This window comes from Bradymonas sediminis, from assembly GCF_003258315.1.
GTDB classification, from domain to species: domain Bacteria; phylum Myxococcota_A; class Bradymonadia; order Bradymonadales; family Bradymonadaceae; genus Bradymonas; species Bradymonas sediminis.
Genome location: NZ_CP030032.1, coordinates 2007269 through 2031426, shown reverse-complemented (window position 1 = coordinate 2031426; position 24158 = coordinate 2007269). Strand labels below are relative to the sequence as shown.

Sequence of the window (24158 nt, the reverse complement as noted above, 5' to 3'; positions counted from 1 at the left end):
GGGCGCGCAAATCGGCTGAAAGCCGCGGCGGCGGCGCATCTTTTTTCACGCATATTTGACTAATTATAAAGGACGCATATGACGAACACACCGCAAGGCCAACCGATCTGGTACGAACTCATCACCGACGCGCCCGACGCCGCCCAGCAGTATTATCAGGCGGTTATGGGCTGGAGTTTTGAGAAATCCCCGGCCGCCCCGGGACACGATTACCGCACCTTCAGCGCTGCAGATGGCGCCCCGGTTGGCGGCATGATCAAGGTTCCCGACGGCGCATCCCTCGACCCGCTGTGGGTCGCCTATTTCGCGGTGGACGATGTCGACGCGAGCGCCAAGAAGGTCACGGCCCTGGGCGGCGGCGTTCATATGGCGCCCCAGGATATCCCGGGCATCGGTCGCATCGCGTTCGTGACGGACCCGCAGGGCGCGGCGTTTTATCTGATGCGCGGCGAGGAGAGCACAAAAAGTGAGTCCTTCGCGCCGAGAGTGCCCGGGCATTTTTGTTGGAATGAGCTGGTCACCAGCGACCAAGACGCGGCCCTCGATTTCTATCACGCCCTATTCGGCTGGGAGAAATCCGGCGCCATGCCGATGGGCCCCGATGAGGAGTATCGCTTTATTAAAGGCGGCGAGGTTGACCTCGGCGCGACGATGAACCGCCAGGAGCCGGCGACGCAGCCGAATTGGAGCTTCGCGCTCACCGTGGCCGATATCGACCGCGCCAAGGCGGCCGTGGAGTCCGCAGGTGGCGTGGTCAGCGCCGGGCCGATGGAGCTGCCCACGGGCGATTGGCTGATCATGACGAGCGACGCGCAAGGCGTAAAAATGGCGTATTCGGGCCCGCGCGTGCAGGAGCAAGGCTGATGGCAACCGACACACCGCTCACCTGCGCCTGCGGACACACGCGCATGGACGTCACCGGCGACCCCATCGCGAGCGTCGAATGCTGCTGCACCTCCTGCCGAAATGCGGGCGCCCGCATGCAGCAACTCGCGGGGGCGCCCAGTTTTCTGACCGATTACGGGGCCACGCCTTTTGTGATGTATCGCAAGGACCGCGTACGCATCGTCGCGGGCCAGGACACCCTGAAATCCTACCGCCTTAGGCCAGAAGCCTCGACGCGCCGCGTGATCGCGAGTTGCTGCAATACCCCGCTATTTTTGGAGTTTGAGAAGGGGCATTGGCTTAGCCTCTACGCCGAGATTTGGGCGGAGGGCGCCGCGCCGCCGCCGACCATGCGCACCATGACCGGCGACCTGCCAGACGGCACCCAACCGCCCGCCGATATTCCGAACCCCAGGACGCATAATATCGGCTTCTACGCGAAGCTGTTGGGCGCCTGGGTCGCGATGGGATTTCGGGTGCCGCAGATGCCGGCGTTGGAGGAGATTGAGCTGTGATGGCGGCCGTGGTCGGAGGCTATGGCCGCCACTACGCAACACACACCGGGGCGCGGGCGTCTCGCCCGCCTCCACAAATGCCATCACCTGGCTAATCCCATCGCCCCATCCACCACCACGCAACCGACCCCGGCCGAAGGCTACTAGTTCCGTCACGCCCCTGCGGGGCTTGCCACGCATCGGCCATGCTCAACCGACGCGCATTCAATCGCGATGTCGACCTGCCCATCCCACCAACATCGCGACGCGTCGTCAAAAAAAAGAACGCCCCCAGCGGGCTCGCCCCGCTGGTGAGCGAGACTGATGGCCAAATCACCCCTTACGCGCGGACCACCAGCCCCAACCGGGCGCGACAGAATTGGTAGCCGTGGTCGGAGCGTTTTTCGCGAAGGCTTCGGCGGGGATCATTCATCAAAGGTGCGGCCGTTTTTGTCCGGCTGGCGCCGCGCAGCCTCCTCGGCGAGGCGCTCGAACTCCGCTTTATAATATTTGCGGTTCTTTCGCTCATCGAGCGTCATGAAGATGTCGACGACATCGGCGGGCATTTGCTCGACGCCGACCTGGCGGCGGCGCAGCGCGTCGGCGGCGGCTTCGACGATCTCTTCGGCGGGGTCGCGGGCAAATCCGTAGAGATATTCGATGGAGCTTGGGTCTCCGGAGCGCGCGACCAACTCGACGAGTTGAACGCGGGTCTCGAGGGCGGCGCTGCGGGCTAATTCGACGAGGATCTGCACGCCCCGCTCGAAATTCTCGGGCGCGCCGCGCGACAATAGGTCGACCAACTGGCGGCGAATCGCGTCATCGCTATAGGGGATGAGGAGGATAAGGGTCCACGCATGCTCGCGGGGCCAACGCGCGTCGACCGGCAAGCCGTCGACCGGCGTAAGTCGATGAAGCAGGCGCAAGGCCGAGGCCAAGATGGGCCGGTGCTCTCGGACTCCCTCGAGCGCCTGAAAGGCGATATTATTCAACAACTTAGCGTCGGATGAGTCGGCGAGGCGAGCTAGGGCGCGAAGCAGCAGCGCCTCTGTGTGGATGTCGCGGGGGAATTCGTATTGTAGCCGGCGAGCGTGGATAGGTGCGAAGGCCTGACCAAGCGGCTCCGCCCAGCGGCTGTCGTCTGCGCCGAGCGCCTCGTCGACCGCTTTGGCCGCGGCGAGGACGGTTTCGAGCTCTTTTGAACCCAGCGCCTCGATAACGCCCTCCAGGAGGCGGTCGCTCCCGCTGACACCTGCGGCGAGGATCGCTGCGCGTGTGATATGCGCGCTTTGGCTGCCCAGGCCGCGCTCGATGGCCTCGCATTCTGGGGCGCTCGCGTCACCGTCGAGAAAATGAGCAAGCACGCTCAGAGACGCCGCGATATCGGTCTCCTCCGACGCCATCTCAAGATGATTCGCGACCACGGCTCGCCCGGCTTCGTCGCCCAGGCTCGGCAATCGCTCGAGCACATAATGATTGCGCTTGGTCCCCGAGCTCAAGAAGCGGTCGGCCAGCTCAAGGGCGTTGGGGCGCTTGGCGAGTTCATGCAGATAGGGCTGAAGCTCCTTGATATTGGCGAAGCGAATCCGGTCGAGCAGCACCGCGCCCTCAACGTCGCGATGCGGTCGGTCTTCGTCGAGCGACGGCAGGCTATCCGCGCGCTCCGACAAGGCGCGATAGGCCTGGCGCGCCTGGTCGGCCACGAATTGATGCTCGTCATTCCAGGCGTTCTTAAGCGCGTATAGCGCCCGGCGCGACCCGAACTTCCCAAGCCCATCCATCACCAGGCCGCGCACAAACCCGTCGGGCTCGTCGAGCATATCCATCAGGAAATTCGCCACGCGCCGGCGGTCCGAGGCGTCCTCGGGCTGGGCATCGGTGATGGCGATAATCGCCTGCATGGCCGCCGCCCGCGCGTCTTCTTCGAGCACCTGCCCGGGCGTGTCAAAGACGTAGCGCATCAGCGTCGAAAGCGCGCGCCGATCTCCCAATTTTCCGATGATTATAACCGCCCCGCGGCGCGCCGCCGACGAGATTTCGCGCAGGTTTTTGCAAAGATAGGCCGTCGGGTCGTCGTAATGCGCCTGAACTTCGGCCAGGACCGCGTCGAAGTCCGCGCCAGGCCACCCAAGTTGCTCGAGGTTAATATAATGTGCAGAGGTCATCGTAAATATATCCCCAAATACGGTGCTGAATTCGATTTCGATATTATTAGCACCGCGCGCCGGTGGGCGGCAATGCGGGCGTAGCCGACGAGTCGATGGCTATCCTTTCTCAATCGTTCTGAATTGCCGACGCTTGCTACCAACTCGAGCCGGCCCCGCCGCCGCCAGAACTTCCGCCCCCGAAACCTCCTGTGCTTCCGCCACTTGAGCTTCCGCCACTTGAGCTTCCGCCGCTATATCCGCCGCCAGAGCCTCCGCCGCCGTATGTATCATCGTTCGGCGGTAAAGTGGGGTAGTCACTTAGGTTCAGGATGGATGACGATGTGCAATCGCAATTTTGGCAATCTAAAACAGTCTCAAATTGACCGCCGTTTGCCCCTATCTCTTTTGACGAATATGTCAGGGTCCAATACTGGCATTGGCGGCATAGCAAGACGCGTGGGACGACCTTCTCTTCGCGAAAAACCCGACGATGGGCGCAATCGCTGCAAGAATAATATTGATAAATGGCCGTGCCGAGTTCTATCTCAACGCGTTGACCGGGCGCCAGATGCGGCGCGGCCTCTTCGTCCGAGGCAAGAGTCATGGGTTTGTTGCAGTCCTTACAGGTACGGTCGAGGGTATATTGAAAGCGTTTTGTCGCGGCACGAAGTCGACTAAAACCAAAGAATGAGACTCCCCCCGTGAGCAGCACACCAAGCGCCCAGGCCCACCAGGGGGCACTGCGTTTTCCCTTGGTCGGTTCGCGCACGCTCTTTTGGGCTTCGATCTGGCGAATCACAAGATGAGCGCCGACTTCCAGGCGCAGATCGCTGCGGCTTTCTTGGAGGACGCGCGTCTCCATGCTCTTCACCCAGTCATCGGTAAAAACCGTCTCCAAGCCGTGGCCGAACTCCACCTCCAGGTGTTTCTCGTCGAAGACAAATAGCAGAAGCCCATTATTTTGGGCTGCGTCTCCGAAATTCCATTGTTCAAAAAGCTGGGTCGCAAATTCGGCCGGCGAGGCGGTGTCAATGGCTTTGACGATCACCACGACGAACTCGACGTCTGTGTCCCGCTGGAGGGCGTTTAATTTTTTGTTGAGTCGCCCTTTCTGCTGCCCGCTGAGCAGTCCAATTGTATCGCTTATCCATTCGTTTGTGAGGCGAGGATTGGGAACCGCGGCGACGCTCATTGCACCAAGAGCGTGGGGGGCGCGGAGCCTGGCGCTGCGGGTTTTCGGCGGCGTGCTCAAGCGCGCCGAGATTGTCGGTGAGGTGCTGAATGACCGCGTCAACGCCTACCTCCAATCCCTGTCCGTAGCGGTCTGCTTTAAAGGCGGGCACCATCTCTCTCATCTGCACGCGCTTCAGCCAGCCATCGGTCAAAACCGTCTCCAGGCCGTAGCCGGTCTCCATCTCCAGGCGTTTTTCGCCGTGGACCAATAGAATAAGAAGCCCGTTGTTTTGGGATGCCTTGCCCAGCTTCCAATGATTAAAGAGCTGTGTGGCGAAGTCTTTGGGCGTGGCGGTGTCGACCGCTTCGACGACCACGAGCGCGACTTCGACCTCGGTTTGCTGCTCCAGCGCGCTCAACTTCTGGTTGAGCCGAAGTCGACGCTCCGGCTCGATCAACCCGATCGTATCGCTCACCCAGCCATCCTCGGCCCGTGGGTCGGGCACGGTGTCGACACTCATCGCAAAAAGCAGCGGCGCGCCCAGCAGCACCAGCGCGAAGGCCCAGACTCCCAGGATAACTCTTCCTTGAATATTACTTATGTTCACTTTTTTTGTATCTATATTGGAGATATTCCGAACTGGGCCCCGGTGGGCGGCAATGCGGGCGGGTTTTGAGCCTACGCGTCGCGCAGTACCTCGAAATCAATCGGGCCAAAGGAGCCGTCGTTGGACTTTTCGGCCGAGCAGGACGTTAAGCCGACGATCAGGTCCGTCATCGCCCGAAGCTCGATACAATCTCCGGGTTTTGAGCGCGGCCGCTCGATGGAGAGCTCGCCGTCGGCGCCAACCCCAACAGTCATGAAAATATTGAAGGTCGTCGGGATCTGGTCAGGCTCGATTTTGTAGGCGGCCAGGTTCTCGACCAGGTTCATGAAACAGCTCGGGTGGTCGGCGGGGGCGTCGTCGTAGAGCAGCGCGAAGGTCTCGGGGCTGCATGGCGTCAGCAAAAAATCGTGGCGCCCAACATCGTCGCGCTCGATCTCAAAGAACGGCTCGCTGCGATTGGAATAGAGGGTATCGCCGGTGCTCAGGTAGATATTATTGGCGTAATCGATGGACCTGCCCGAGCTCAGCGCGTGCCGGGTGTCGCGGCGGTCAAAGGCGATAAGATCGCAGACCTGCGCGCCATCGGGGTCCGTAATCCTCAGCCGTTCGCCGGCGTTTATCTGAAAAGCCGCGCCGGTTTGTGGGGCGATACGCTGTTTTTTGAGAGCCATGCAGGTTCCAATCGGCAGGATTATTGTAAGTGTTAATTTAAGTCTTTGGCGTTCGGAGGACGCTTGCCGGGACTCGGGCGGCTATTATCAGCCCATCGCGGTGCGTCCAATGCGTCATTATCGAGGGGGTGAAAGTTTGGCGTCCAGTCGCCACGGGCATGCGGGCAGCCGGAATATTGGCGAGCCTGACTGCCGCGCCCGTGGTCACGTAACTCGGGGTTGATCGAGCCCTGGAGGTCAACATCCCTCTTGCGAATCGCGGCCTGCATCGTCCCCCATAGCCCTTTCTCACGAAGTTGGGAGAATTGCGCGTGGAAATTAAAGGCAATCGCCGGCCACGGAAATCTTCGCGCCAGTCTCGAGCTTGCGGGAGACATCCCGACCAGGAAAAACGGCACACCTGCGACGGAAAACGCAAAGTCAGGGCTCGCCGGGTCGCTATCGACTGCTTCGGCCCACGCGAAGCGGCGCGCGTCGAGCGCGTGAAGCTCCTGGAGTCTCTGCCAGAGCAACTTCTCGAACGCGACCTCGGAGAGCGAGCGCGGCCCCGAAAAGCAGGCAACGAAGCTCCAAAGCTTGTCCGGCAATTCGCCATCAAACTCGTCCAGGTAGGCGAGGAGGCGCTCATAGAGGGCGGCCCCAGCCGTGTCGGAGTCGAGCGGTGGAAGAAAGCAAAACTCATAGGCTTGCCGGTGGACCACCGACTTGGCCCCGAGACAGGGAAATTGCCGATGGTCCACGAACGCCTCGAAAGCCGCCTTTGCGGCCGCGGCCTGAAGGTCGAAGATGCCGGCGGCATCGCTCATTTCCCGGCGATGATCGGCGTCGTCGCTCCCACGCTCCATACTCCACTCCTGGCTGATTGATACGATGATTGACCGTCAGGCGCGAGCGCGCCAAACCCCACGTCATCACCCAATATGACCTCGGAGAGGGGGATATCAAGCTCATCGGGGCGAGCCTGCCGGGCGGCTACGGCCATCTATTTTATGCGTGGGATAGAAGTCGGCGAGTCGATCCGCCGGGACGCCGAGCCGGTAAAGCACGAGGATGGAGGCCCAACGAAATAGCCAGCGACCGAGTTTGCCCTGGTAGCGCCGGTCCGAGGAGATGACGAATTCGTCCAACTGTCGGGTGCGCCCTGCCCGCTCCAGGCGGCGCACGAAATCGTAATCCTCCATGATCTTTTGGTCGGGAAAACCGCCGAGCTGCCGGAAGATGTCTCGGCGCACGAAGATCGTGCTGTCGCCATAATAGACGCCGAGCAAGCTTTGCCGGATTCGGTAGATAACCTCGAGCGCGCGGCTCTCCCAATGGTCTCCAGAGAATCGAATCCTAAAGTTACCACCCAAAATCTGCGCGTCGCCCATCAGGCGGCGTACAGCGCGCAAGCCATCGGGCGGCAATTCGGTGTCGGCGTGCAAAAACAACAGGATATCGCCGCGGGCCTCCCGTGCGCCCGCGTTGAGCTGGGTGCCTCGCCCCCGAGGTGCCTGGATAACCCTGGCCCCCAGCGACCTGGCGACCTCAACCGTGGCGTCTTCGCTGCCGCCATCGACGACAATCCATTCCCATGCCACGCCCTGGCGCCCGAGCTCTCGGCGCCGATTGCCCAGGTTTTCGGCCTCGTTGAGGCAGAGAGTGATGACTGAAATCATGGAGCTTCGTATTTTTCGAGGTTTGGCGTTTGGCGTTTGGGTCGAGCTTCAGAGCGCCTGGGCGAGATAGAAGCGAACATTCTTCAGTTCGACATCCTCCAGCGCGCGGAATTTCAGGTGCCGGCGCATCTTGCCGCCGCCTTCAAGATGACCGTCGGGGTCATCGAAGAATGCGCCACAGGAGAACTCAAGCGAGGCGTGCTTGGTATAGCAGAAGATGCCGCCCACGGTGCTGCTGATATCCCCGGGATCGGGCGCGATCACTTCGCCGCCGTATTTTGCGACGTAGACGGCGTCGGGCGCCAGATCTTTGACGATGGATTTGAGCGCCGCGTCGATCGCTTTAAATGTCGTTTCGTCCAAAAAGTCATTCCGATATTATATTAGGGGCGTAAAAATTACCCCGGTCGACTCAGTCGACCGGGGCGAATATTGATGGCTTTAAGGGCGCATCGTTGATCAGTCCTGCCAGACCTTTCGAGACAACTTGGTCCAGAGTTCCTCGGCTTTCTTCGAGAAGGCATCGGGCATTTCGTCGGCCTTAAACTCGCCGCCCATCGGCTCCATACCTTCCTCTTTAATCGCGGTTCGGCCGCGCAAGACGTATTTCGCGCCGTCTTCGGTCACGAATAATTTGTATTTATTCGGCGAGAGGTCCGAGGTGCAGTCGGCGGTGTAGGCGAAGATGGCCTCGCCGATGCCATCGTTATCAAGGTCGGCGACCGACCAATCCCCGAACTCGGGGGTCAATATCGTGTCGAATTCGCAGTCGAGGACCTTCTCGACATACGAGCGGACTTCGCGCACCTCGTCGCCCTTCTTGACCATATGCTTGATATGCAGCGCGGTGTTGCCGCTATATTCCTTTTGGGAGGGCAGCTCGTTGCGCGTGAAGACGACGTAATTATCGCCCAGGGAGTCGACAAACGCGATGCCGCCAAGCACCTCGCCCGCGGGGAGCTTGCCCGGGAAGTTCTCCTTTTTGAACTCCATCGCGCTGACTTCAACCCGGTCCTCGGGAGCGATGACTCGCTCCTTCTTCGCCTCTTCTGGCGCAGCGTCTTCGGCCTTCTCACCTTCAGGCTTTTCGGCGGGTTCTTCCGATGCCTTCTCGTCGGCGGGCTCCGCCTGCGCGACCGCGGCGCCTTCTTGGCCGGCCGGGGTCTTATTCGAATTGTCGCAAGCGGCGACCAGGGACAATACGGCAACGACTAATAATACATTTTTCATAATAGCTCATCGGATTGAAAATTTAGGCGACAGACGCCTGGCAAAATATTCAAATTGAAGTACGCAAATACCTGCTACGCGATACATCAGATAGCGAATGAAATCATTGGGTTGCCGGCTAATACCTCAGGCAACACTTCAGGTGCAAGGTTCCATTCGTCTTCGCGAGCAGCCAGGGGTGGACGAAACACCGCTGCGATCGATTCAATTGAATTTCAACGAATGCCCCAGGCTTGTTCCAAAAATCGTTCGCGGTTAGTTTGCGCTCATCGCCAACCCGCTGTCGGAGTGACCTTTGCGAATTATAAATCGAGTAAATTTCACCGCGCCTTTGACGCCTGGGTGTCGCGGGCTTTTGGTGGCATTGGCGAGCATTGGGGTGATGGGTTGTTCGAATGGGTCGAGCGATGATGGCGGGCCTGCCGTGGTAACGGAAGATGATGTCCATGACGACGAATCCGGCCGATCCTGCCAAATCAACGGCGTCGAATACCAGGGACAATCCACCTATTACGCAGCCGACGGCAGCGGCGCGTGCAGCTTTCCGGCGACGCCCGATGACCTGCATGTGGTCGCCCTCAACGCCGAGGACTTCGTCGCCTCGGCGGCCTGCGGCGCCTGCATCGAAGTCGACGGCCCCGACGCGTCGGTGAGCGCGCGCGTGGTCGACCGTTGCCCGGGCTGTGGCGCCGGAGATATCGACCTGAGCGCCGAGGCGTTCGCCCAAATAGCCACTCTAGAACAGGGGCGCGTCGACGTGTCCTGGCGTTTCGTCCCATGCCCGGTCGAAGGTGTTCTGAAGTATCACTTTAAGGAAGGCAGCAACCAATGGTGGACCGCCGTCCAGGTGCGAAACCACCGCTATCCCGTCGCGAGCGTCGAGATCAAAGCCGGCGACGGCGACTATAAGATGGCGACCCGCTCGGGCTATAATTATTTTATCGTCGATGAAGGCGGGATGGGCGTGGGGCCCTACGATTTTCGGGTCACGGATGTGATGGGCAATGTGGTCGAAGACCGCGGGATTGCGTTTTCGCCCGATACGTTAGTGGATGGCCAGGCGCAATTCCCTATTTGTGAAGATGGCAGATGAACTAAATCGCCAGCCCAAATGGCGCGCCAAAGCAGATCCCCAGCGCGAGAATCGCGATATAAATCAAGAGGATAGCCTCGTAGTAGGCCCGCCGCTTCGACCAGAGGACGAGCAGCGCAGAGGTGGCGAGCATAAGGGCGCCGACGAAGGTCCAATCGGCGGGAGACGCCATGCTGATGGCGCCGATGCTGCGCCAATGAATCAGGATAAGCACCAGCCAGGAGAGCCATCCGAGCAGGACGGCGCGCAGCGCGAAGTCGCGCGCGTGCAGGCCGAGTCGCCGCGCATCTTGAGCCCGGGCTTCCGAGGCGGCGTCGCCCTGCCCTGCGCTGCTTCGACTCGCCCAGCTAAACGCGCTCGCGATCAGCGCGGCGGACATCGCCGCGCAAAACGCGGCCCATTGTCCGGCGTATAAGAGCATCGCGTCGGCGGGTTCGCCGACGATATCAATCTTTAAGACCAGCGCCGTGGCGCCAATAAGCAGCGGCGCGACCGCCCCCAGCGCGACCGCGTAGCTCGGCGATTTGCGCAGGTCGATGGTCATCGGGAGCGCGGCGAGTCCGGCGCAAGCCGCGGTTCCCATCAGCGCGCTCAGAGTATTAAAGACGCCCAGATAAATAAGCAGCGCCCCGCCCAGCAGCCCGAGCCAGCCGATGCCAACCGCCCCGCGCAGCAGCGTTCTATCGCCTTCGGCCGCGTTCTTTTTCTTCGGGTTGAGCATCACCAGCGCGATTAAACTGCCTAAGACCGCCAGCGCCGAGATTGATTGGGGAAGAAGGTTGTTCACGCGGAGTCTCCTTTTTTGTCGGCCCGGGGTTCTGCGGGCTGGCTGTCGTCAGAAGCCGCGACGCGGTCCTCGTCGGCTGCCAGCAGTTCATCTTCAGATTCCCGCAAGATATAATCGCTAAGCGCGCCTGCTTCGTGGAAGCTCCACACGCGAACTTTACCGCCGCGCTCCGCGCGCACGATTCGCTCAGGGAAGATAATCAGCAGCGAAAATCCGAGCACAAAGAGCGTGCCGCCCAATGAGATGGGCCAGAAACGCTGGGCGGGCGTGATGGTAAAGATGCCGGCCATCTCGGACTCAACGCGGTCCATCAGAATCGGATGTTTGAGGTCCGGCGGGACCGAGGTGGTGGAGTTGCGCGAGAAGACCCAAAATTTGCCGAGCTCGTCCGACTCAACCTCGGCCGCCGGGCCCATCACGTTGAGATAATTCTCCTGGATGCCGAGCAATTTATATTCGGGGCCGTCGAGGCTGAGGCGAAATTTTTTGCCGATGCTCGCGGTCGCCGCGACCGAATCGGGCTCTTTGCTGCTAAACGTCGCGCGCAGCTTGTCTTCGCTGGGGCGCACACCGCTAAAGGTGATGCGGTAGCCGTTAAAGGTGACGCCCGCTCCGGCGGGTAAGGTGCGGTTAATCGACGGCGATTCGCCGGGATTTTGACCGACCTGAAAGATCTGGATCGACGCGCTGGGCTCCTCGCCGAGCTGCAACTCCTTGAGGCGCACGCGGCGCGGCAGGTTCACCTTCAGCGGCGCGTCACTATGGGGGAGCGTGAAGCTCTCAATCGACTCGCCATTTGCGATGGCGGTGAACGCCGGCGGGAGTTTTTGCTGGGCGACGAACCACTCGCCTGCCAGCAGCGCGATGCCCGCGACCATGCAGGCGGCGCCAACCCAGGGGAAGATCCCGCGGCGTGACCGGTCGGCCAGGTCGAGGGCGACCTCGGGGATGGGGGATTGCTCAAATTCGAAGTCGGCGGTGGGCTCGGCGGTGACGACGCCTTCGCTCTTTCGCGACGGGCGCGCGAACGCAACGCGCGTCCACAAGATGCCGGCCAATAACACGACCGCCACCGCGCTTAACGCCGCGGCCAGGCCGAGTTCGCCGGGCGCATAAAACGCCGAGGTCCACCAGGACCCGGCCACCATCGTGCTCGATGGCTTGCTCGGCTGGCGTAGCAACGGAGTGATCATCAGAATCAGGCCGGCCAGGCCAAATAAAATTCCGATGGTTTGCGCCTGAATCGCCTTCGACCAAATGCGCTCTACCAATGGATGTACCGACGCGTCGCTCGCCGCATTTCGCTTTGCTCGTGAACGCCGTCGTCTGCCTCGTCGCGCCATCGTATTCCAGGGGGGATTGGGTGATAGATCTGGGCCAATTCAATTGGCAACCACGGGGGGATATGCCATAAATCGGGCGGTAATGCAGCCTCATCTGGGCCTAAATCAACATCCTCAGCGTAAATAAGGATAATATAATGGGTGACGCCAAGGATTTCGCCATGGTCGGTTTAACCGGCTCCATCGCAAGCGGCAAGTCTCTGGTCGCCGGGCATCTGATCGAACTCGGGGTGCCGCTGGTCGACGCTGATATCCTGGCCCGCGAAATCGTGGAGCCCGGGGAGCCGGCGTGGGAGGATATTCGCGAGCGCTTCGGCGAGGAGGTCTTGAACGCCGACCAGACGCTGAACCGAGGCGCGCTCGGGGCCCTGATCTTTGCCGACGAGGACGCGCGACGCGCGCTTGAGACCATCACGCACCCGCGCATCGCGCAGCGGTTGATGCAATACGCCCAACAATATCGGATGGATGGCGAGCGCTGGATGGTCTATGATGCGGCCCTGCTCGTCGAAAATAACGCGCACCGCTGGTTAAACGCGCTGATCGTGGTGGCGGTCGACCCCCAGGTGCAATTGGAGCGACTGATGCAGCGCGACGGCCTCAGCACCGAAGCCGCCCAACAGCGCATCGACTCGCAGATGCCGGTCCAAGAGAAAATCAAGGTGGCCGATTATGTCATCGATAATAATGGCACCCGCGACCAGACCCGCGCACAGGTTGACGAGATATTCAAACAGCTAATGCAACGCTTTAATAAATAATTACGCATACTCGACTCGCACCAAGAAGATAGATTATGAGCCGTTCCAAAGACTCAAAACGCCGCCCACGCGGCGCGCGCGATATTCTATTGACCGGATTCCCCAGCTTCATGCCGCACCGGATGCTGCGCACGATCTTCACCAACGAGCCGGACTCCTTTGTGCGACTGTTGGTGCGCCCCGACTTTATCGACCGGGCGACGCGTCGGCTTGAGGCGATGGGCGCAGACCCAGATCGCTACCAAATCCTCAGCGGCGACGTGGTCTCATTGGACCTGGGGCTCAGCGGCACCGAATACCTCGAGTTATTGGCCAATGTCACCGATATCTACCATATCGCGAGCATCTGGTATCTGGGGGCGAGCAAGCGCGAGATTCAGCGGGTGAACGTGGAGGGGGCGCGGAATATCGTCGACGCTGCGCTCGAGATGGAGCATCTCAAGCGGCTGAATCACTACTCGACGGCGTTCGTGGCCGGGCAGCGAAGCGGCGTCATCATGGAAGATGAGCTCGACGAGGGGCAGAGCTTCCGCAACGCCTATGAACGCACCAAATACGAGGCCGAGCTGATTATGCGCCAGGCGATGGACCTGATCCCGGTCAGCATCTACCGCCCAAGCATCGTGGTCGGCGACTCCCAGACCGGCGAAATCGACCGCATGGCCGGGCCGTATTTCTTGATGAATCTGATCGTCCAGATGCCGGAGTCCTTCCCGATTTTAATGCCCGGAAAAGGCGATAAACCGCTGAACCTGGTGCCGGCGGATTATGTCTGCGAGGCGATGCACCGCATCAGCCTGCAGGACGATAGTATCGGAAAAACCTTCCACCTCTGCGACACCAACCCGCTGTCGGCCCGCAAGGTCTTCGAACTCATTGCCCACACCGCCGGCAAACGCCCGCCGGTCGGCCACCTGCCCTATTCGCTGACCAAATGGGCGATGAAGATCCCTTACGTCGAGAAATTCACGCGCGGGCCGCGCCAATTCGCCGAGGATTTTAATCACCTCACGATCTACAATTCGATCAACGCGGTCGACGCGCTCAAGGGCGATCTGCGCTGCCCGCCCTTCCCGAGCTACGCCGAAAACCTGGTCGCATTTATTAAGACCACCGGCATGGACTTCGACGTTGAATTGCCGACGGCCGAAGAACTTCTCGGGTAGGTGATTTCGGGCCACAGAGTATTGTTGCCCGATTGGGCCGAAGGGTCTATCCTACCCACCGGACATCAGTCCGAATCCCACGTTATTTTTAGCGAGTGAGACCATTATGGCGAAAGTCACGGATCCGAAAAAAGCCGCAATTCGAGCGCGCGTTATCGCCTCCGATATCGCGATTTATCCCGATATCCAGAAGAAAATCGAGCGTGGTATTGCGAATGATAACCTTTTCGAAGAGCTCGCCGATGTGATGCGCGAGGCGCGTCAGCATTTCGAGGGCTACGTCTGCGAAGAGCTGTGCAATAACACCAATATCTTCGAGAAGGCGTTTATCGACACCGTCTTCGCCGGCACCGCTCATATCGAAAGTGATATCTGGTGAACCAACCCACAACATTTCGTTTTCTCGTCGAACCCGATGAAGAAGGCACCCGCCTTGACGTCTATCTGGCGGACCAAAACGACCCGCCGCTGTCGCGCTCTCAAGTGCGGCGGCGGCTCGACGCCGGCGAAATCACCGTCAACGATGCCCAGGTGAAGTCGGGCTATACGTTGCGCGAAGATGATATGATTCGCTGGGACTTTAGCCCGCCGAGCGTGCCCACGCTTGAGGCGCAAAAGATCCCGGTCGACGTGCTCTACGAGGACGCCTCGCTCGCGGTGGTGCAAAAGCCCGCCGGCATGGTCGTGCATCCCTCGCCGGGGCATTCCGACGGCACCCTGGTCAACGCCCTCTTATATCAATTCGACGACCTTGCCGGCATCGGCGGCGAACTGCGTCCGGGGATTGTGCACCGGCTCGACAAGGATACCAGCGGCGCCCTCGCCGTGACCAAGTCGGACCAAGCGCATCGCTTTTTGGCCGAGCAATTCGGCAAACATACGGTGTCGCGAAGTTATCACGCGCTGGTGGTCGGCCCGCGCCTGGAGGACCAGGGCGTCTTCGACACCTTCCACGCCCGAAACCCCAATAACCGCAAGCGATTTAGCGGACTTCACGAGTCGAAGCGCCGCGCGATTACCCATTATCGGGTGCTTGAGCGCTTCGATTGGGATGTTTGCCTGGTGGAATGCCGCCTGCAAACCGGGCGCACCCACCAGATTCGCATGCATTTCTTCGAGGCGAACGCGCCGCTCCTGGGCGATTCGCTCTACGGCACCGCCCTGACGCAAGCGACCCCGCTGATCGGCCGCCAGGCGCTTCATGCCCGCTCGCTTGGCTTCGACCATCCCGATGGAAGCCGCGTTGAGTGTGAGTCCCCCTATCCTGCTGATTTTCAGGACGCGCTCGAAGCGTTGCGCGCCGGCAAGAGTTGGCGCTGATTCAGCGCGCGGCGGATTAATCGGCCAATATCACCCGTTCAACCCAATGCAGGTCATACACGCGCCTTCGGGCGCGTGATGTCCCCGGGCCAGGCCCCGCGGGACGCGACAATCCGTGCATTGCGAGGTGATCCGATGGCGCTCACTCCCTTCTCAGCCGAACTTCCTTCGCTTCAGACAATGCCGCCGCAGCGGTGGGTCGCGCAGATGCGCGCCCTGCGCGAACGAGTGGCCGACGCGGCCGCGCTGGTCCTCGACCTTGAAGACACCCCCGAGGGCGCGCTGCCCCGACTGCAACCCATCTTTGACGCCTACACCGCGCTTAAGATGGGGGCGGACGCCGACTACCCCCGCAACTCCAACGTCTCTGTTGAGATGAGGATTCACGGTGACGCGCTACGCTGCTGGGTTTTTCCCACCCGCAACTATGAATCGATCGTCTTCACCGAGATGGGCTATTGGTGGGCCAATCACGCCGGCGTCGACGACCCGAACCCAAACCCGCATCAGGTGCACCGCGCGCTTATGCTGCGCGTGCTCCAGATGATTCCGTGGGCGAATGACGATAATATCGACCAGTTGGCTGCCATTGAAGCAGCAACGCGCGCCGGCTAAGCGGAGGGCTTAGCGGGCGCGCGTGCGGTAAAACTCGATGGAGATTATTCGATTCCGAAGTCACTGCGGGTGTCGAAGCCCGGGTCGCCGTCTTCGCTCTGATAGCGCGTGGCGTTGTCGAGGTCGCCGTAATACACGCCGATCTTCGAAAAGCTCAGCGGCTGGTGGTTATACTCGGCGGTCTTCTGCTGGGAGAAGACGATATTGATATGCTCGAGGGCCTCACCGGCCGGGGTTTTTCCGGATTGCAATTGCTTGGACCAACCCTGGAGTTCGGCCGGCGGCAGCAGCGTCTTGGCGTCGTCGAATTCGCGATAGACCCACAGGGCCTTTTGGGAAGCATCGTATCGTGTTTCTGAATTCTTAAGGAAGTCGCTCATTTCAAAATCTCCTCATTTAAGTACACTGTTTAGGGCTCGATTGAGCCCGAAATATTTTCATCGTTTCTACTGAGATTCGCCGACAAGAGCCACTCCTTATGACCGACTCCAAACCATCGAACGCGCCGCTGGCTCTGTTTGAAACACTCCCGTCGACTCGAACCATTCCCCATATTTCACTGGCGACGCTGCCGACGCCGGTGAAACACCTCGAAAAGCTCGGGTCTGAAATTGGTTGCCGTTCCCTCTGGGTCAAATCCGACGACCAGTCTGGCACAGAGTATGGAGGGAACAAAGTGCGCAAGCTCGAGTTTTTGCTCGGCGAGGCGCTGGCCCAGGGCTACAAAGAGGTGTGGACGGTGGGCGCTATTGGCAGCCATCACGCGCTGGCCACCGCCATCTATGCCCGCCAGGTCGGCCTTCGCCCGGCGGTGCTGCATTTCCCGCAGCCCGTCACCGAGCATGTGCGAAAGAACCTAAAGGCCATCTGCAGCACCAACCCCGTGCTGACCCTGGCGAGCAATAAGTTGACGCTGCCGGTCGAGGTCGGCAAGGCGAAGATGAAGCAGTGGCTGTCGACGGCCCAGAATATCTATTATATCCCCGGCGGCGGCTCCTCGCCGCCCGGCGTGCTCGGCTATGTCAACGCGGCCTTTGAGCTCAAGCAGCAGATCGAGCGCGGCGAGACCGTCCTGCCGGACTATATCTTCGTGGCCGCCGGTACCTGCGGCACCCTGGCCGGGCTTATCCTCGGGGCGCGCATGGCCGGCCTCGACACCCAGATCATCGGCGTGCGCGTGGTCGATAAGATCATGACCAACGCCGCCATCACCGCCCATCTGGCCAACAAAGCCGGCAAAATCCTGCGCGCCCACGGCGTCCAAGATATCCCACATATTTCGATCTCCGACGTTACCTTGCTCGACGATTATTTCGGCGAAGACTACGGAAAACCCACCGACGAAGGAATGGAAGCCCTTGGGCTATGCGCCAAATGCTCAGATGTCGTCTTGGAGCCGACCTATACGGGCAAAGCCTTCGCCGCGATTATCGGCGAGCGCGAGCGGCTGGACCTGGCCAATAAGAATGTGCTGTATTGGCACACCCTAAGCGGGGCTGATTTGAGCGCGCGCATCGCCAGCGTCGACGTGGCGCGGGATCTTCCCGACGGCTATCAAAAATTCTTCGAAGACGACCTATGAGTAAGACACTGCGTATTGTTTTTGTGTGCAGCGGCAATATCTGCCGCTCTCCGCTGGCCGAGGGGTTGGCGCGCCAGCTCTTCGCCGAGGCGAAGATTCCGGCGGTCGTGATTTCGGCGGGCACGCTGGGGCTCAACGGACGCTCGGCGGCCACCCATACCGTGACGACCGCCGCCGAGATCGGCGTCGACCTGACCCGGCATCGCTCCCAGGGCGTCAATATCGCGCTGATGCGCATGGCCGACCGCATCGTGGTCATGGCGCCGCGCCACGAAGACGAGCTGCTGCGAAGCGACCGCTCCCTGGCCCCGAAAATCGTGCGCATTTGGGAGTACGCCCGCGCGCCCGGCGAGCCCGCGCTTAGCCATATCCCCGACCCGGTCGGCAAGGATATTGAGACCTTTCGCCACGCCCGCGACCTGATCCAAACGGCGCTCAACGCCTGGATTAAGACCATGCGCGCCTGATCTTCCTTCGACCTCGGCAAACCCCGTGCTTGTATTGGGTATCGACCCCGGCTCGCGCTACACCGGCTACGGCGTGGTGCGAAAAAATGGCTCCGAGCTGGTCTATGTCGCCAGCGGCCGTATCAACGCGGCGCGCGCAGGCGAGCTCAGCGCGCGCCTGCCGGTGATCTACGAGGGCATCCGCGAGATTATCGAGACCTATACGCCCGAGCAATGCGCGGTGGAGTCGATATTCTTCGCCAAAAACGCCATGTCGAGCCTCAAACTCGGCCACGCGCGCGGCGTGGCGCTGCTCGCCCTGTCGATGGCCGATATTCCGCTGAGCGAATACCCGCCCACCAGCATCAAGCAGGCGGTGGCGGGCCACGGGCACGCCAAAAAAGACGAGGTTCAGCAGATGGTGAAGCTCACGCTGAAGCTGCGCGGTGAGTTGGCCGAAGACGCCGCCGACGCCCTGGCGGTCGCCATCTGCCATTGCCAATTCGCCGGGTTCGCCGAGCGATTGCGCTAGCGTTGGCGATCGATTATTGATACATACGTTCAGTCTCACGCATTGCCCACGCGCACTTTGCGCATCCTCTTTACAACACCGCTAAATTCCATGATTGCCAGCCTCAAAGGTCATATTCAAATCCTCACGATGAATTCGCTTATCGTGGACGTCAACGGCGTCGGATACCATGTGCATGTGCCGCTGGGCACCGCCGGGCGCATTGAGCCCGAGGCCGACGGCCGGGCGAGTTTTCATATCCACACCAACGTGCGCGAAGACGCGATTACGCTGTTTGGGTTCGCGACCTTTGAGGAGAAGCGCCTGTTTATGCGGCTGACCTCGGTGTCGGGTATCGGGCCGAAGATGGGGCTGGCGGTTCTGTCGGGGCTGACCCCGTCGGATTTTATCCGCGCGGTGCGAAATAGCGACGTTAAGGCGCTCACCCAGATAAGCGGCGTGGGCAAAAAGACAGCCCAGCGCATTATCCTGGAGCTCAAGAGCGCGGTCGATGACTTCGAGTTCGCCGAGCTCGCCCCGGCCGACCCGAGCGTGGGCGGCGATATGGCTGACGACCTACGCTCCGCGCTGGGCAATCTGGGCTACCGCGAAAATGACGTCGAACAGACCCTTGAGAATATGAAAGGAAGCATCGAGAATGCAGCCGACCTCGAGCCGCTGCTTCGCGAAGCTCTGAAGATGCTGCGCTGAACTCTCCGCATTAAAAATGACCTGAAGTGGATGCATGACAAGGATGTCGAAGGAATCAAAAATCGCAAAGACAAGCGCCATCGAGCCCAGCCAGATCGAATCCTCGGCGATTGAGCCGAGCACGATTGAGTCGAGCCCAATCGCCGTCTCCCAGGAGGCGCGAAACCCCTCGCTTGAGCGCGAGGCCGCGCCCGATGACGAGGCGTTGGACCGCGCGCTGCGCCCGCATACATTCGGCGATTTCGTCGGGCAGCGCGCGATCAAAGAGAACCTTGGCGTGATGGTCGAGTCGGCCCGCATGCGCAAGGCGACGCTCGACCATATTCTATTATCCGGGCCGCCCGGCCTCGGAAAGACCACGCTCGCCCATATCCTGGCGCGCGAGATGGGCGCGACCATCCACGTCACCAGCGGCCCGGCGCTCGAGCAAAAAAAGGACCTCGCCGGCATCTTAAGCGCGCTCGACCACGGTGATATGCTCTTTATCGACGAGGTGCACCGGCTCAACCCGGTCATCGAGGAGAACCTCTATCCGGCGATGGAGGACCAATATTTCGACGTGGTGGTCGGCAGCGGCCCCCAGGCGCGCAGCATGAAGTTGTCTTTGCCGCCCTTCACCCTGGTCGGGGCGACCACGCGCGCCGGGCTGGTCTCCTCGCCGCTGCGAAGCCGCTTCGGCCAGATCTCGCGCCTCGAATATTATAACGCCGACCAACTGCGCAGCGTCATTCAGCGCTCGGCCGCCCTGCTTAAGATCGAGCTGAGCGACGACGGCGCCGCCGAAATCGCGCGCCGAAGCCGCGGCACCCCGCGCATCGCCAACCGCCTGCTTCGCCGCGTGCGCGACTACGCCATCGTGGTGGGCGACGGGCATATCGACGCCGCGCTTGCCAATTATGCGCTCAAAAAAGTCGGCGTTGACTCGGTGGGCTTCGACAGCCTGGACCGCATGTATTTGAGCGCGCTCTGCGAGAAATTCGGCGGCGGCCCCGCCGGCCTGAGCACCCTGGCCGCGGCCATCGACGAGGAGCGCGACACCATCGAGACGGTCATCGAGCCGTATCTGCTCCAACAGGGCTATATCCAGCGCACGCCCCAGGGGCGAGTCGCGACGCAGACCGCTTTTAGGCATCTTGAACTTCCGATTCCCCATAACGATTGACGATATAAAGCCATGAATAAAGAAGCCATTGACCACGCCCGCGCGCTGCTCGAATCATTGGGGCTCGACGAGACCGTCGACCCGGAGCTGCGCGGCGCGCCGAAGCGATTCAGCCAACTGCTCTATGACCTTTTCTCGGGCGTGCGCGAATCCCCGCCGGTGCTCAGCACCTTTCCGGTCGAGGCCATCCCGGTCGACCCCAACGAGCAGGCGCCCAATGACTCGGCGCGCAGCGGCAATAACCGCCTGGACCCGATTGTCCTGCTGAACCTGCCGTTTCGCAGCATGTGCGTGCACCACCTGGTGCCGATGTTCGGCACGATTGACGTGGCCTATATCCCCGATGACCGCATCATCGGATTTGGCAGCGTCGGGCGCACCATCGACTATGTGGTGGGCCGCCCGCAGATCCAGGAGCGCATCGTCGTTCAGGTCGCCGAGATTCTCCAGCGAAGCCTGGAGCCCGAAGGCCTACTGGTTCGCTGCCGGGCGCGCCAGATGTGCATGGAGATGCGCGGCTCCCAGAAGGAAGGCGTGCTCGTGTCGTCGGCCTCGCGCGGCAGTCTTCGTGACGGGGAGCTGCGCGCCGAGATGATGCGCCAATTTGTCGCCTCCGACCAACCGCTTTGAACCGGCCATTATGAGCGAACCGACCCCGAATCCCCCGGCGCCCGCCCGCGTCGACCGACGCGCCATCGCGAATTGCGTCATCGTCGGCGCGGGCGCGGCCGGCATCAGCGCCGCCCAGTGGTTGCGATCGCTGGACGTCACCTTTCGGTGGTTCGAAGCCAAAGAAGACGCGGGCGAGCCCAAGCTCGGCGGCATGTTATGGCGCGTACATAATACGATTAAAAATTACCCGGGCGCGACCTATTCCAACGGCGCCGACCTGGTCGCGTCCTTCCAAAGTGGACTCGACGACTGCGACGGGCTTCGCCCCGAAGTCGGCGAAATCACTGGGATTTCTCGCGCCAGCGACGCGCATTGGACGATCGAGTTCGCGTCGCGAACCCCCGTGCAAACCCACACCGTCATCCTCGCCACGGGCACCCGCTACCGACGCCTGGGCGTGCCGGGCGAAGACGAAGGCCTGGGCCGCCACGTGAGCCAATCGGCCAGCGTCGACGCCAAACGCTTCGCCGGCCAATCCGTCGCCATCGTCGGCGGCGGCGACGCCGCCTTCGAGAACGCCCTCATCCTCGCCCCCTACGCCCAGTCCATCACGATGCTGCTGCGAAGCCACGAGATTCGCGCGCGCGAAGCCTTCCAGGAACGCGTCAAAAAACACCCCCATATTCAGCGCTTCTCCTACCCCGCCGAGGTCACCCGCATCGAAGCCCTCGACGCCGGTTGCCGCCTGCATCTGGACACCCCCGGCCCCCAGAAGACCCTCGAGGTCGCCGGGCTCTTCGTGCGAATCGGCGTCGAGGCGGTGCTCCCCCAGGTCGAGTTGATGACCCGGCGCGGCTTTGTCTGCGTCGACGCCGCCCAGGCCACCAACCTCGACGGCATCTTCGCCGCCGGCGATATCACGGACCGACCGCTACGCTCGGTCGCCTCTGCGGTCGGTGACGCCGCCGCCGCCGCGCGGGGCGTGGCGACGTGGCTGGAAGCACACACGCGTTAAATTCAGTGGGCCGCCCAATCAGGCGTAATCACCCGGCATGCCGATCGTTATCGATTCATGCCTGAGTGTATTTTTATGCTATTTTTATATCGCTTCGATTGACTGAATATATTTATCCGCTACGCTTAAACATTAAATCGCTTAGCGCCCGCGATCGGGGGCACGAGCCCATACACGTGGGCGCGAATAACAACCGGAGACAGGGCATCCCTGCCCTGATCGCCGCGACGCGCCGAAAGCGGGTCAGTAACCCGCGCTCAAGGTGCCCCAAATGCGTCGCGAAGCGCCCAGCGTTGGGCTTTTGTATCCACGCAGGACAACGACGCCCTGGCTCCGATATTGAATATAATGCTGAACGCTAATTATCGTTATTTTGGAAAATATTATGCGCCCGAACCTCCACCCAATTATTTTATATTTATTCGTCTTCCTGCTTCTTGTCGGCTGCTCGGCCTCAGAAAACCGTGACGGTCGAAACACTGACACAACGGCTCCGAACGACGTCAAAACCGACACCGAAGAGGATATTCGGGACGATCCGGAGGACATAGGCCAAGACATAAACGAAGTCGAAGATATAGACGAAGAAGGACCGGAGCCAAGCCTACAAAATGTGCGATCCGAAGCCCTGGAGGGGATGGTTAATTTCTCCTGGGATCTGCCTGAAGACAATACCTATACAGAGATTCGCATCACCGCCTCTCCTGCAGATCTGATGTGGGGCGAGGCGGAGCGCGGAATCGACCCAGACACGACCGAGTACCTCTTTGATAAGCTCGTAAATGACGTCGATTATACTTTTGAAATTCAGGCATTTTCTGAGGGCGAAGAAGTCGGTGAGACCATCATCTTCGAGGCAACCCCCTACTCGCGCCCTTTGCTGTCCGTGTCGGGAGCCGCTGTTATCGACAGCGTGACCAAACAACCCGCTTTCGGATGGAAATCACTCATTGAGCAGGTTGGAGGGCCCGCAAGCTGGTCCCCAGATGGCACAACTTTATTGACCTATCTGGGCGCTAGCCAACGATGTGCCCTCTTCGATCGCGCGACACGAGAGGAGATCCAACTCGAACCCTCAGCTGAGTTTGGTAATTTATGCCTACCTTTTGATTATAGTTGGTCCCCCGACAGCCACCATCTCGCCTTTACTCGAAGACAAACAGAAAGTGGAAATGCATCTAACGTTATATTTTTTTCTGTACTTGATACACAGACCGGAGAAATAGAGCCTGGTTGGCCCGATCCTTCTGAAATACATTCTATTCGTACCTTACTCAGTCTAGACTGGTCTCCCGATGGCAAACGACTCGTCATATCTCCAAGTTATAGTGATGGTTCTTCAAACGTAATGATAATCAACACGGAAACCAAAGAGTTTGAACCCGATTGGCCCGATCTCACTACTCCGAGCCCAAGTTTTTCCATTGATGATATGCAATGGTCGCCCGATTCAAAACGACTCGCGCTCGCTCATCCATCGGGCTTTTATAATGCAACAGAAGCGGGTTATCTTATTGTCAACGCAGAGACCAAAGAGGTCGAAACCGACTGGCCAGAAATTGTTGCAACTAACCCTGATAGTCTGGCTTGGTCACCAGATGGAGGACTGCTGATATTAGCGTATGGGTATTCACGAAACACCGGCATGCAGGTCATTAATACCGCCACGCGAGAAAATGAGCCTGGCTGGCCAACAGAATGGCCCAGAATTCAGGACGTGGCCTGGTCACATGACAGCGAAATATTGGCCATAAGCTCCACCGAGAGCCCCTACCTGTTGATCATCGACCGCGATTCAAAGACAATCGCCGACGGTTGGGCACCGCTCACCGAGCCGGTCGGAAAACTCTCCTGGTCGCCACAACACGATCCACCCACCGCGCCGACCGACGTTGAGGTCACCCGCACCAATAGTAGCGCCACGCTTTCGTGGACTGCGCCCGCTGACGCGAAGATCCTCGATTACCGCGTCACCATTGAACCAGCAGCGCAGGTCGACGGCCCTGCCGATTACCTCGTCTTCGACCCAGCGGCCACCGAACACGTCATCGAGGGGCTCGACCCCGCCGTTGAGTATAGCGTTTCTATCAGCGCGATTTCGGTTTTTGGTGTGGGCGAGGCGGCGACGTCTTCGTCGTTTTGAGTGACCCTTTAAATACCCCCCAAAC

The 24158-nt window shown here is 60.4% G+C and carries 27 protein-coding genes; 16 read left to right on the top strand and 11 right to left on the bottom strand.

Annotated features, from left to right (window positions below; translation table 11 throughout):
• The first annotated feature begins 78 nt into the window (after positions 1–78).
• Together DN745_RS07655 and DN745_RS07650 are read left to right on the top strand one after the other, a co-directional pair.
• Positions 79–864: a VOC family protein gene (locus DN745_RS07655; RefSeq protein ID WP_111333541.1), complete on the top strand. Its 786-nt coding sequence runs from the start codon at positions 79–81 to the stop codon at positions 862–864.
• Positions 864–1400: a GFA family protein gene (locus DN745_RS07650; RefSeq protein WP_111333539.1), complete on the top strand. Its 537-nt coding sequence runs from the start codon at positions 864–866 to the stop codon at positions 1398–1400. Before DN745_RS07655 ends, DN745_RS07650 begins: the two co-directional genes overlap by 1 nt.
• Positions 1401–1804: 404 nt before the next feature.
• Here DN745_RS07650 and DN745_RS07640 read toward each other — a convergent pair whose 3' ends face one another.
• The 8 genes from DN745_RS07640 to DN745_RS07605 all read right to left on the bottom strand — a co-directional run bounded on the left by DN745_RS07640 (position 1805) and on the right by DN745_RS07605 (position 8866).
• Positions 1805–3544 (bottom strand): HEAT repeat domain-containing protein, encoded by a 1740-nt coding sequence (locus DN745_RS07640; RefSeq protein ID WP_111333535.1) that lies wholly within the window; start codon positions 3542–3544, stop codon positions 1805–1807.
• Positions 3545–3680: 136 nt separating this feature from the next.
• Entirely contained in the window at positions 3681–4655 is a 975-nt protein-coding gene (locus tag DN745_RS07635) for a TPM domain-containing protein (protein WP_239497587.1), read from the bottom strand.
• Positions 4555–5307, bottom strand: coding sequence for a TPM domain-containing protein (locus DN745_RS07630; RefSeq protein ID WP_111333532.1), 753 nt, complete (start codon positions 5305–5307; stop codon positions 4555–4557). The genes DN745_RS07635 and DN745_RS07630 overlap by 101 nt, the downstream gene beginning before the upstream one ends.
• A gap of 71 nt (positions 5308–5378) precedes the next feature.
• Complete coding sequence (locus DN745_RS07625) at positions 5379–5978, bottom strand: DUF1989 domain-containing protein (RefSeq protein WP_111333531.1); 600 nt, start codon at positions 5976–5978, stop codon at positions 5379–5381.
• A gap of 32 nt (positions 5979–6010) precedes the next feature.
• A complete protein-coding gene (gene gntA, locus DN745_RS07620; RefSeq protein WP_111333529.1) occupies positions 6011–6823 on the bottom strand; it encodes a guanitoxin biosynthesis heme-dependent pre-guanitoxin N-hydroxylase GntA in 813 nt (270 codons plus the stop codon).
• 102 nt (positions 6824–6925) lie between these two features.
• Positions 6926–7636 (bottom strand): TIGR04283 family arsenosugar biosynthesis glycosyltransferase, encoded by a 711-nt coding sequence (locus DN745_RS07615; RefSeq protein ID WP_111333527.1) that lies wholly within the window; start codon positions 7634–7636, stop codon positions 6926–6928.
• A gap of 48 nt (positions 7637–7684) precedes the next feature.
• Positions 7685–7999: a DUF1801 domain-containing protein gene (locus DN745_RS07610; RefSeq protein ID WP_111333525.1), complete on the bottom strand. Its 315-nt coding sequence runs from the start codon at positions 7997–7999 to the stop codon at positions 7685–7687.
• A 96-nt stretch (positions 8000–8095) separates the two neighbouring features.
• Positions 8096–8866, bottom strand: coding sequence for a M949_RS01915 family surface polysaccharide biosynthesis protein (locus DN745_RS07605; protein ID WP_133621973.1), 771 nt, complete (start codon positions 8864–8866; stop codon positions 8096–8098).
• Between the two features lie 382 nt (positions 8867–9248).
• On the opposite strand from DN745_RS07605, the gene DN745_RS07600 reads away from it, so the two are divergent.
• Complete coding sequence (locus tag DN745_RS07600; protein WP_111333522.1) at positions 9249–9959, top strand: expansin EXLX1 family cellulose-binding protein; 711 nt, start codon at positions 9249–9251, stop codon at positions 9957–9959.
• A gap of 1 nt (position 9960) precedes the next feature.
• On the opposite strand, the gene DN745_RS07595 is transcribed toward DN745_RS07600, so the two are convergent.
• Positions 9961–10746 (bottom strand): hypothetical protein, encoded by a 786-nt coding sequence (locus DN745_RS07595; protein ID WP_111333520.1) that lies wholly within the window; start codon positions 10744–10746, stop codon positions 9961–9963.
• Entirely contained in the window at positions 10743–12017 is a 1275-nt protein-coding gene (locus DN745_RS07590) for a hypothetical protein (RefSeq protein ID WP_111333519.1), read from the bottom strand. Before DN745_RS07590 ends, DN745_RS07595 begins: the two co-directional genes overlap by 4 nt.
• A gap of 209 nt (positions 12018–12226) precedes the next feature.
• On the opposite strand from DN745_RS07590, the gene coaE reads away from it, so the two are divergent.
• The 5 genes from coaE (at position 12227) to DN745_RS07565 (ending at position 15951) form a co-directional block, all read left to right on the top strand.
• Positions 12227–12850, top strand: a complete 624-nt coding sequence (gene coaE / locus DN745_RS07585; RefSeq protein ID WP_204355109.1) for a dephospho-CoA kinase — start codon at positions 12227–12229, stop codon at positions 12848–12850.
• A gap of 35 nt (positions 12851–12885) precedes the next feature.
• The gene (locus DN745_RS07580; protein WP_111333517.1) at positions 12886–14016 is read left to right on the top strand and encodes an SDR family oxidoreductase; all 1131 of its coding nucleotides are present in this window, start codon (positions 12886–12888) and stop codon (positions 14014–14016) included.
• 106 nt (positions 14017–14122) lie between these two features.
• Positions 14123–14395, top strand: coding sequence for a hypothetical protein (locus DN745_RS07575; RefSeq protein WP_111333516.1), 273 nt, complete (start codon positions 14123–14125; stop codon positions 14393–14395).
• Positions 14392–15336: an RluA family pseudouridine synthase gene (locus DN745_RS07570; protein ID WP_111333514.1), complete on the top strand. Its 945-nt coding sequence runs from the start codon at positions 14392–14394 to the stop codon at positions 15334–15336. Before DN745_RS07575 ends, DN745_RS07570 begins: the two co-directional genes overlap by 4 nt.
• 135 nt (positions 15337–15471) lie before the next feature.
• Positions 15472–15951, top strand: a complete 480-nt coding sequence (locus tag DN745_RS07565; RefSeq protein WP_133621972.1) for a hypothetical protein — start codon at positions 15472–15474, stop codon at positions 15949–15951.
• Positions 15952–15995: 44 nt separating this feature from the next.
• On the opposite strand, the gene DN745_RS07560 is transcribed toward DN745_RS07565, so the two are convergent.
• On the bottom strand, positions 15996–16331 hold the full coding sequence (locus DN745_RS07560) for a hypothetical protein (RefSeq protein WP_111333511.1): 336 nt from the start codon (positions 16329–16331) through the stop codon (positions 15996–15998).
• A 98-nt stretch (positions 16332–16429) separates the two neighbouring features.
• On the opposite strand from DN745_RS07560, the gene DN745_RS07555 reads away from it, so the two are divergent.
• From DN745_RS07555 to DN745_RS07520, 8 genes are all read left to right on the top strand, one after another.
• A complete protein-coding gene (locus tag DN745_RS07555) occupies positions 16430–17533 on the top strand; it encodes a 1-aminocyclopropane-1-carboxylate deaminase/D-cysteine desulfhydrase (protein ID WP_111333510.1) in 1104 nt (367 codons plus the stop codon).
• A complete protein-coding gene (locus DN745_RS07550; protein ID WP_111333508.1) occupies positions 17530–18000 on the top strand; it encodes an arsenate-mycothiol transferase ArsC in 471 nt (156 codons plus the stop codon). The genes DN745_RS07555 and DN745_RS07550 overlap by 4 nt, the downstream gene beginning before the upstream one ends.
• Before the next feature lie 25 nt (positions 18001–18025).
• Positions 18026–18511 (top strand): crossover junction endodeoxyribonuclease RuvC, encoded by a 486-nt coding sequence (ruvC, locus tag DN745_RS07545; RefSeq protein ID WP_111333506.1) that lies wholly within the window; start codon positions 18026–18028, stop codon positions 18509–18511.
• 90 nt (positions 18512–18601) lie between these two features.
• The gene (ruvA, locus tag DN745_RS07540; protein ID WP_111333505.1) at positions 18602–19201 is read left to right on the top strand and encodes a Holliday junction branch migration protein RuvA; all 600 of its coding nucleotides are present in this window, start codon (positions 18602–18604) and stop codon (positions 19199–19201) included.
• Positions 19202–19244: 43 nt separating this feature from the next.
• Positions 19245–20363: a Holliday junction branch migration DNA helicase RuvB gene (gene ruvB / locus DN745_RS07535; protein ID WP_111333503.1), complete on the top strand. Its 1119-nt coding sequence runs from the start codon at positions 19245–19247 to the stop codon at positions 20361–20363.
• A gap of 12 nt (positions 20364–20375) precedes the next feature.
• Positions 20376–20993: a GTP cyclohydrolase I gene (gene folE, locus DN745_RS07530; RefSeq protein ID WP_111333501.1), complete on the top strand. Its 618-nt coding sequence runs from the start codon at positions 20376–20378 to the stop codon at positions 20991–20993.
• Positions 20994–21003: 10 nt separating this feature from the next.
• Positions 21004–21990 carry an NAD(P)/FAD-dependent oxidoreductase gene (locus DN745_RS07525; RefSeq protein ID WP_133621971.1) on the top strand — a complete coding sequence of 329 codons (987 nt, stop codon included), beginning with the start codon at positions 21004–21006 and terminating at the stop codon, positions 21988–21990.
• 385 nt (positions 21991–22375) lie between these two features.
• The gene (locus DN745_RS07520) at positions 22376–24133 is read left to right on the top strand and encodes a fibronectin type III domain-containing protein (protein WP_111333498.1); all 1758 of its coding nucleotides are present in this window, start codon (positions 22376–22378) and stop codon (positions 24131–24133) included.
• Positions 24134–24158: the final 25 nt, after the last annotated feature.

Excerpts from the sequence above, each read along its gene's own strand:
- DN745_RS07655 (WP_111333541.1), top strand. The coding sequence starts at position 79 with ATGACGAACACACCGCAAGGCCAACCGATCTGGTACGAACTCATCACC.
- DN745_RS07650 (WP_111333539.1), top strand. The coding sequence starts at position 864 with ATGGCAACCGACACACCGCTCACCTGCGCCTGCGGACACACGCGCATG.
- DN745_RS07640 (WP_111333535.1), bottom strand. The coding sequence starts at position 3,544 with ATGACCTCTGCACATTATATTAACCTCGAGCAACTTGGGTGGCCTGGC.
- DN745_RS07625 (WP_111333531.1), bottom strand. The coding sequence starts at position 5,978 with ATGGCTCTCAAAAAACAGCGTATCGCCCCACAAACCGGCGCGGCTTTT.
- gntA (WP_111333529.1), bottom strand. The coding sequence starts at position 6,823 with ATGGAGCGTGGGAGCGACGACGCCGATCATCGCCGGGAAATGAGCGAT.
- DN745_RS07615 (WP_111333527.1), bottom strand. The coding sequence starts at position 7,636 with ATGATTTCAGTCATCACTCTCTGCCTCAACGAGGCCGAAAACCTGGGC.
- DN745_RS07605 (WP_133621973.1), bottom strand. The coding sequence starts at position 8,866 with ATGAAAAATGTATTATTAGTCGTTGCCGTATTGTCCCTGGTCGCCGCT.
- DN745_RS07600 (WP_111333522.1), top strand. The coding sequence starts at position 9,249 with ATGGGTTGTTCGAATGGGTCGAGCGATGATGGCGGGCCTGCCGTGGTA.
- coaE (WP_204355109.1), top strand. The coding sequence starts at position 12,227 with ATGGGTGACGCCAAGGATTTCGCCATGGTCGGTTTAACCGGCTCCATC.
- DN745_RS07580 (WP_111333517.1), top strand. The coding sequence starts at position 12,886 with ATGAGCCGTTCCAAAGACTCAAAACGCCGCCCACGCGGCGCGCGCGAT.
- DN745_RS07575 (WP_111333516.1), top strand. The coding sequence starts at position 14,123 with ATGGCGAAAGTCACGGATCCGAAAAAAGCCGCAATTCGAGCGCGCGTT.
- DN745_RS07565 (WP_133621972.1), top strand. The coding sequence starts at position 15,472 with ATGGCGCTCACTCCCTTCTCAGCCGAACTTCCTTCGCTTCAGACAATG.
- DN745_RS07560 (WP_111333511.1), bottom strand. The coding sequence starts at position 16,331 with ATGAGCGACTTCCTTAAGAATTCAGAAACACGATACGATGCTTCCCAA.
- DN745_RS07555 (WP_111333510.1), top strand. The coding sequence starts at position 16,430 with ATGACCGACTCCAAACCATCGAACGCGCCGCTGGCTCTGTTTGAAACA.
- DN745_RS07550 (WP_111333508.1), top strand. The coding sequence starts at position 17,530 with ATGAGTAAGACACTGCGTATTGTTTTTGTGTGCAGCGGCAATATCTGC.
- ruvA (WP_111333505.1), top strand. The coding sequence starts at position 18,602 with ATGATTGCCAGCCTCAAAGGTCATATTCAAATCCTCACGATGAATTCG.
- ruvB (WP_111333503.1), top strand. The coding sequence starts at position 19,245 with ATGTCGAAGGAATCAAAAATCGCAAAGACAAGCGCCATCGAGCCCAGC.
- folE (WP_111333501.1), top strand. The coding sequence starts at position 20,376 with ATGAATAAAGAAGCCATTGACCACGCCCGCGCGCTGCTCGAATCATTG.
- DN745_RS07525 (WP_133621971.1), top strand. The coding sequence starts at position 21,004 with ATGAGCGAACCGACCCCGAATCCCCCGGCGCCCGCCCGCGTCGACCGA.
- DN745_RS07520 (WP_111333498.1), top strand. The coding sequence starts at position 22,376 with ATGCGCCCGAACCTCCACCCAATTATTTTATATTTATTCGTCTTCCTG.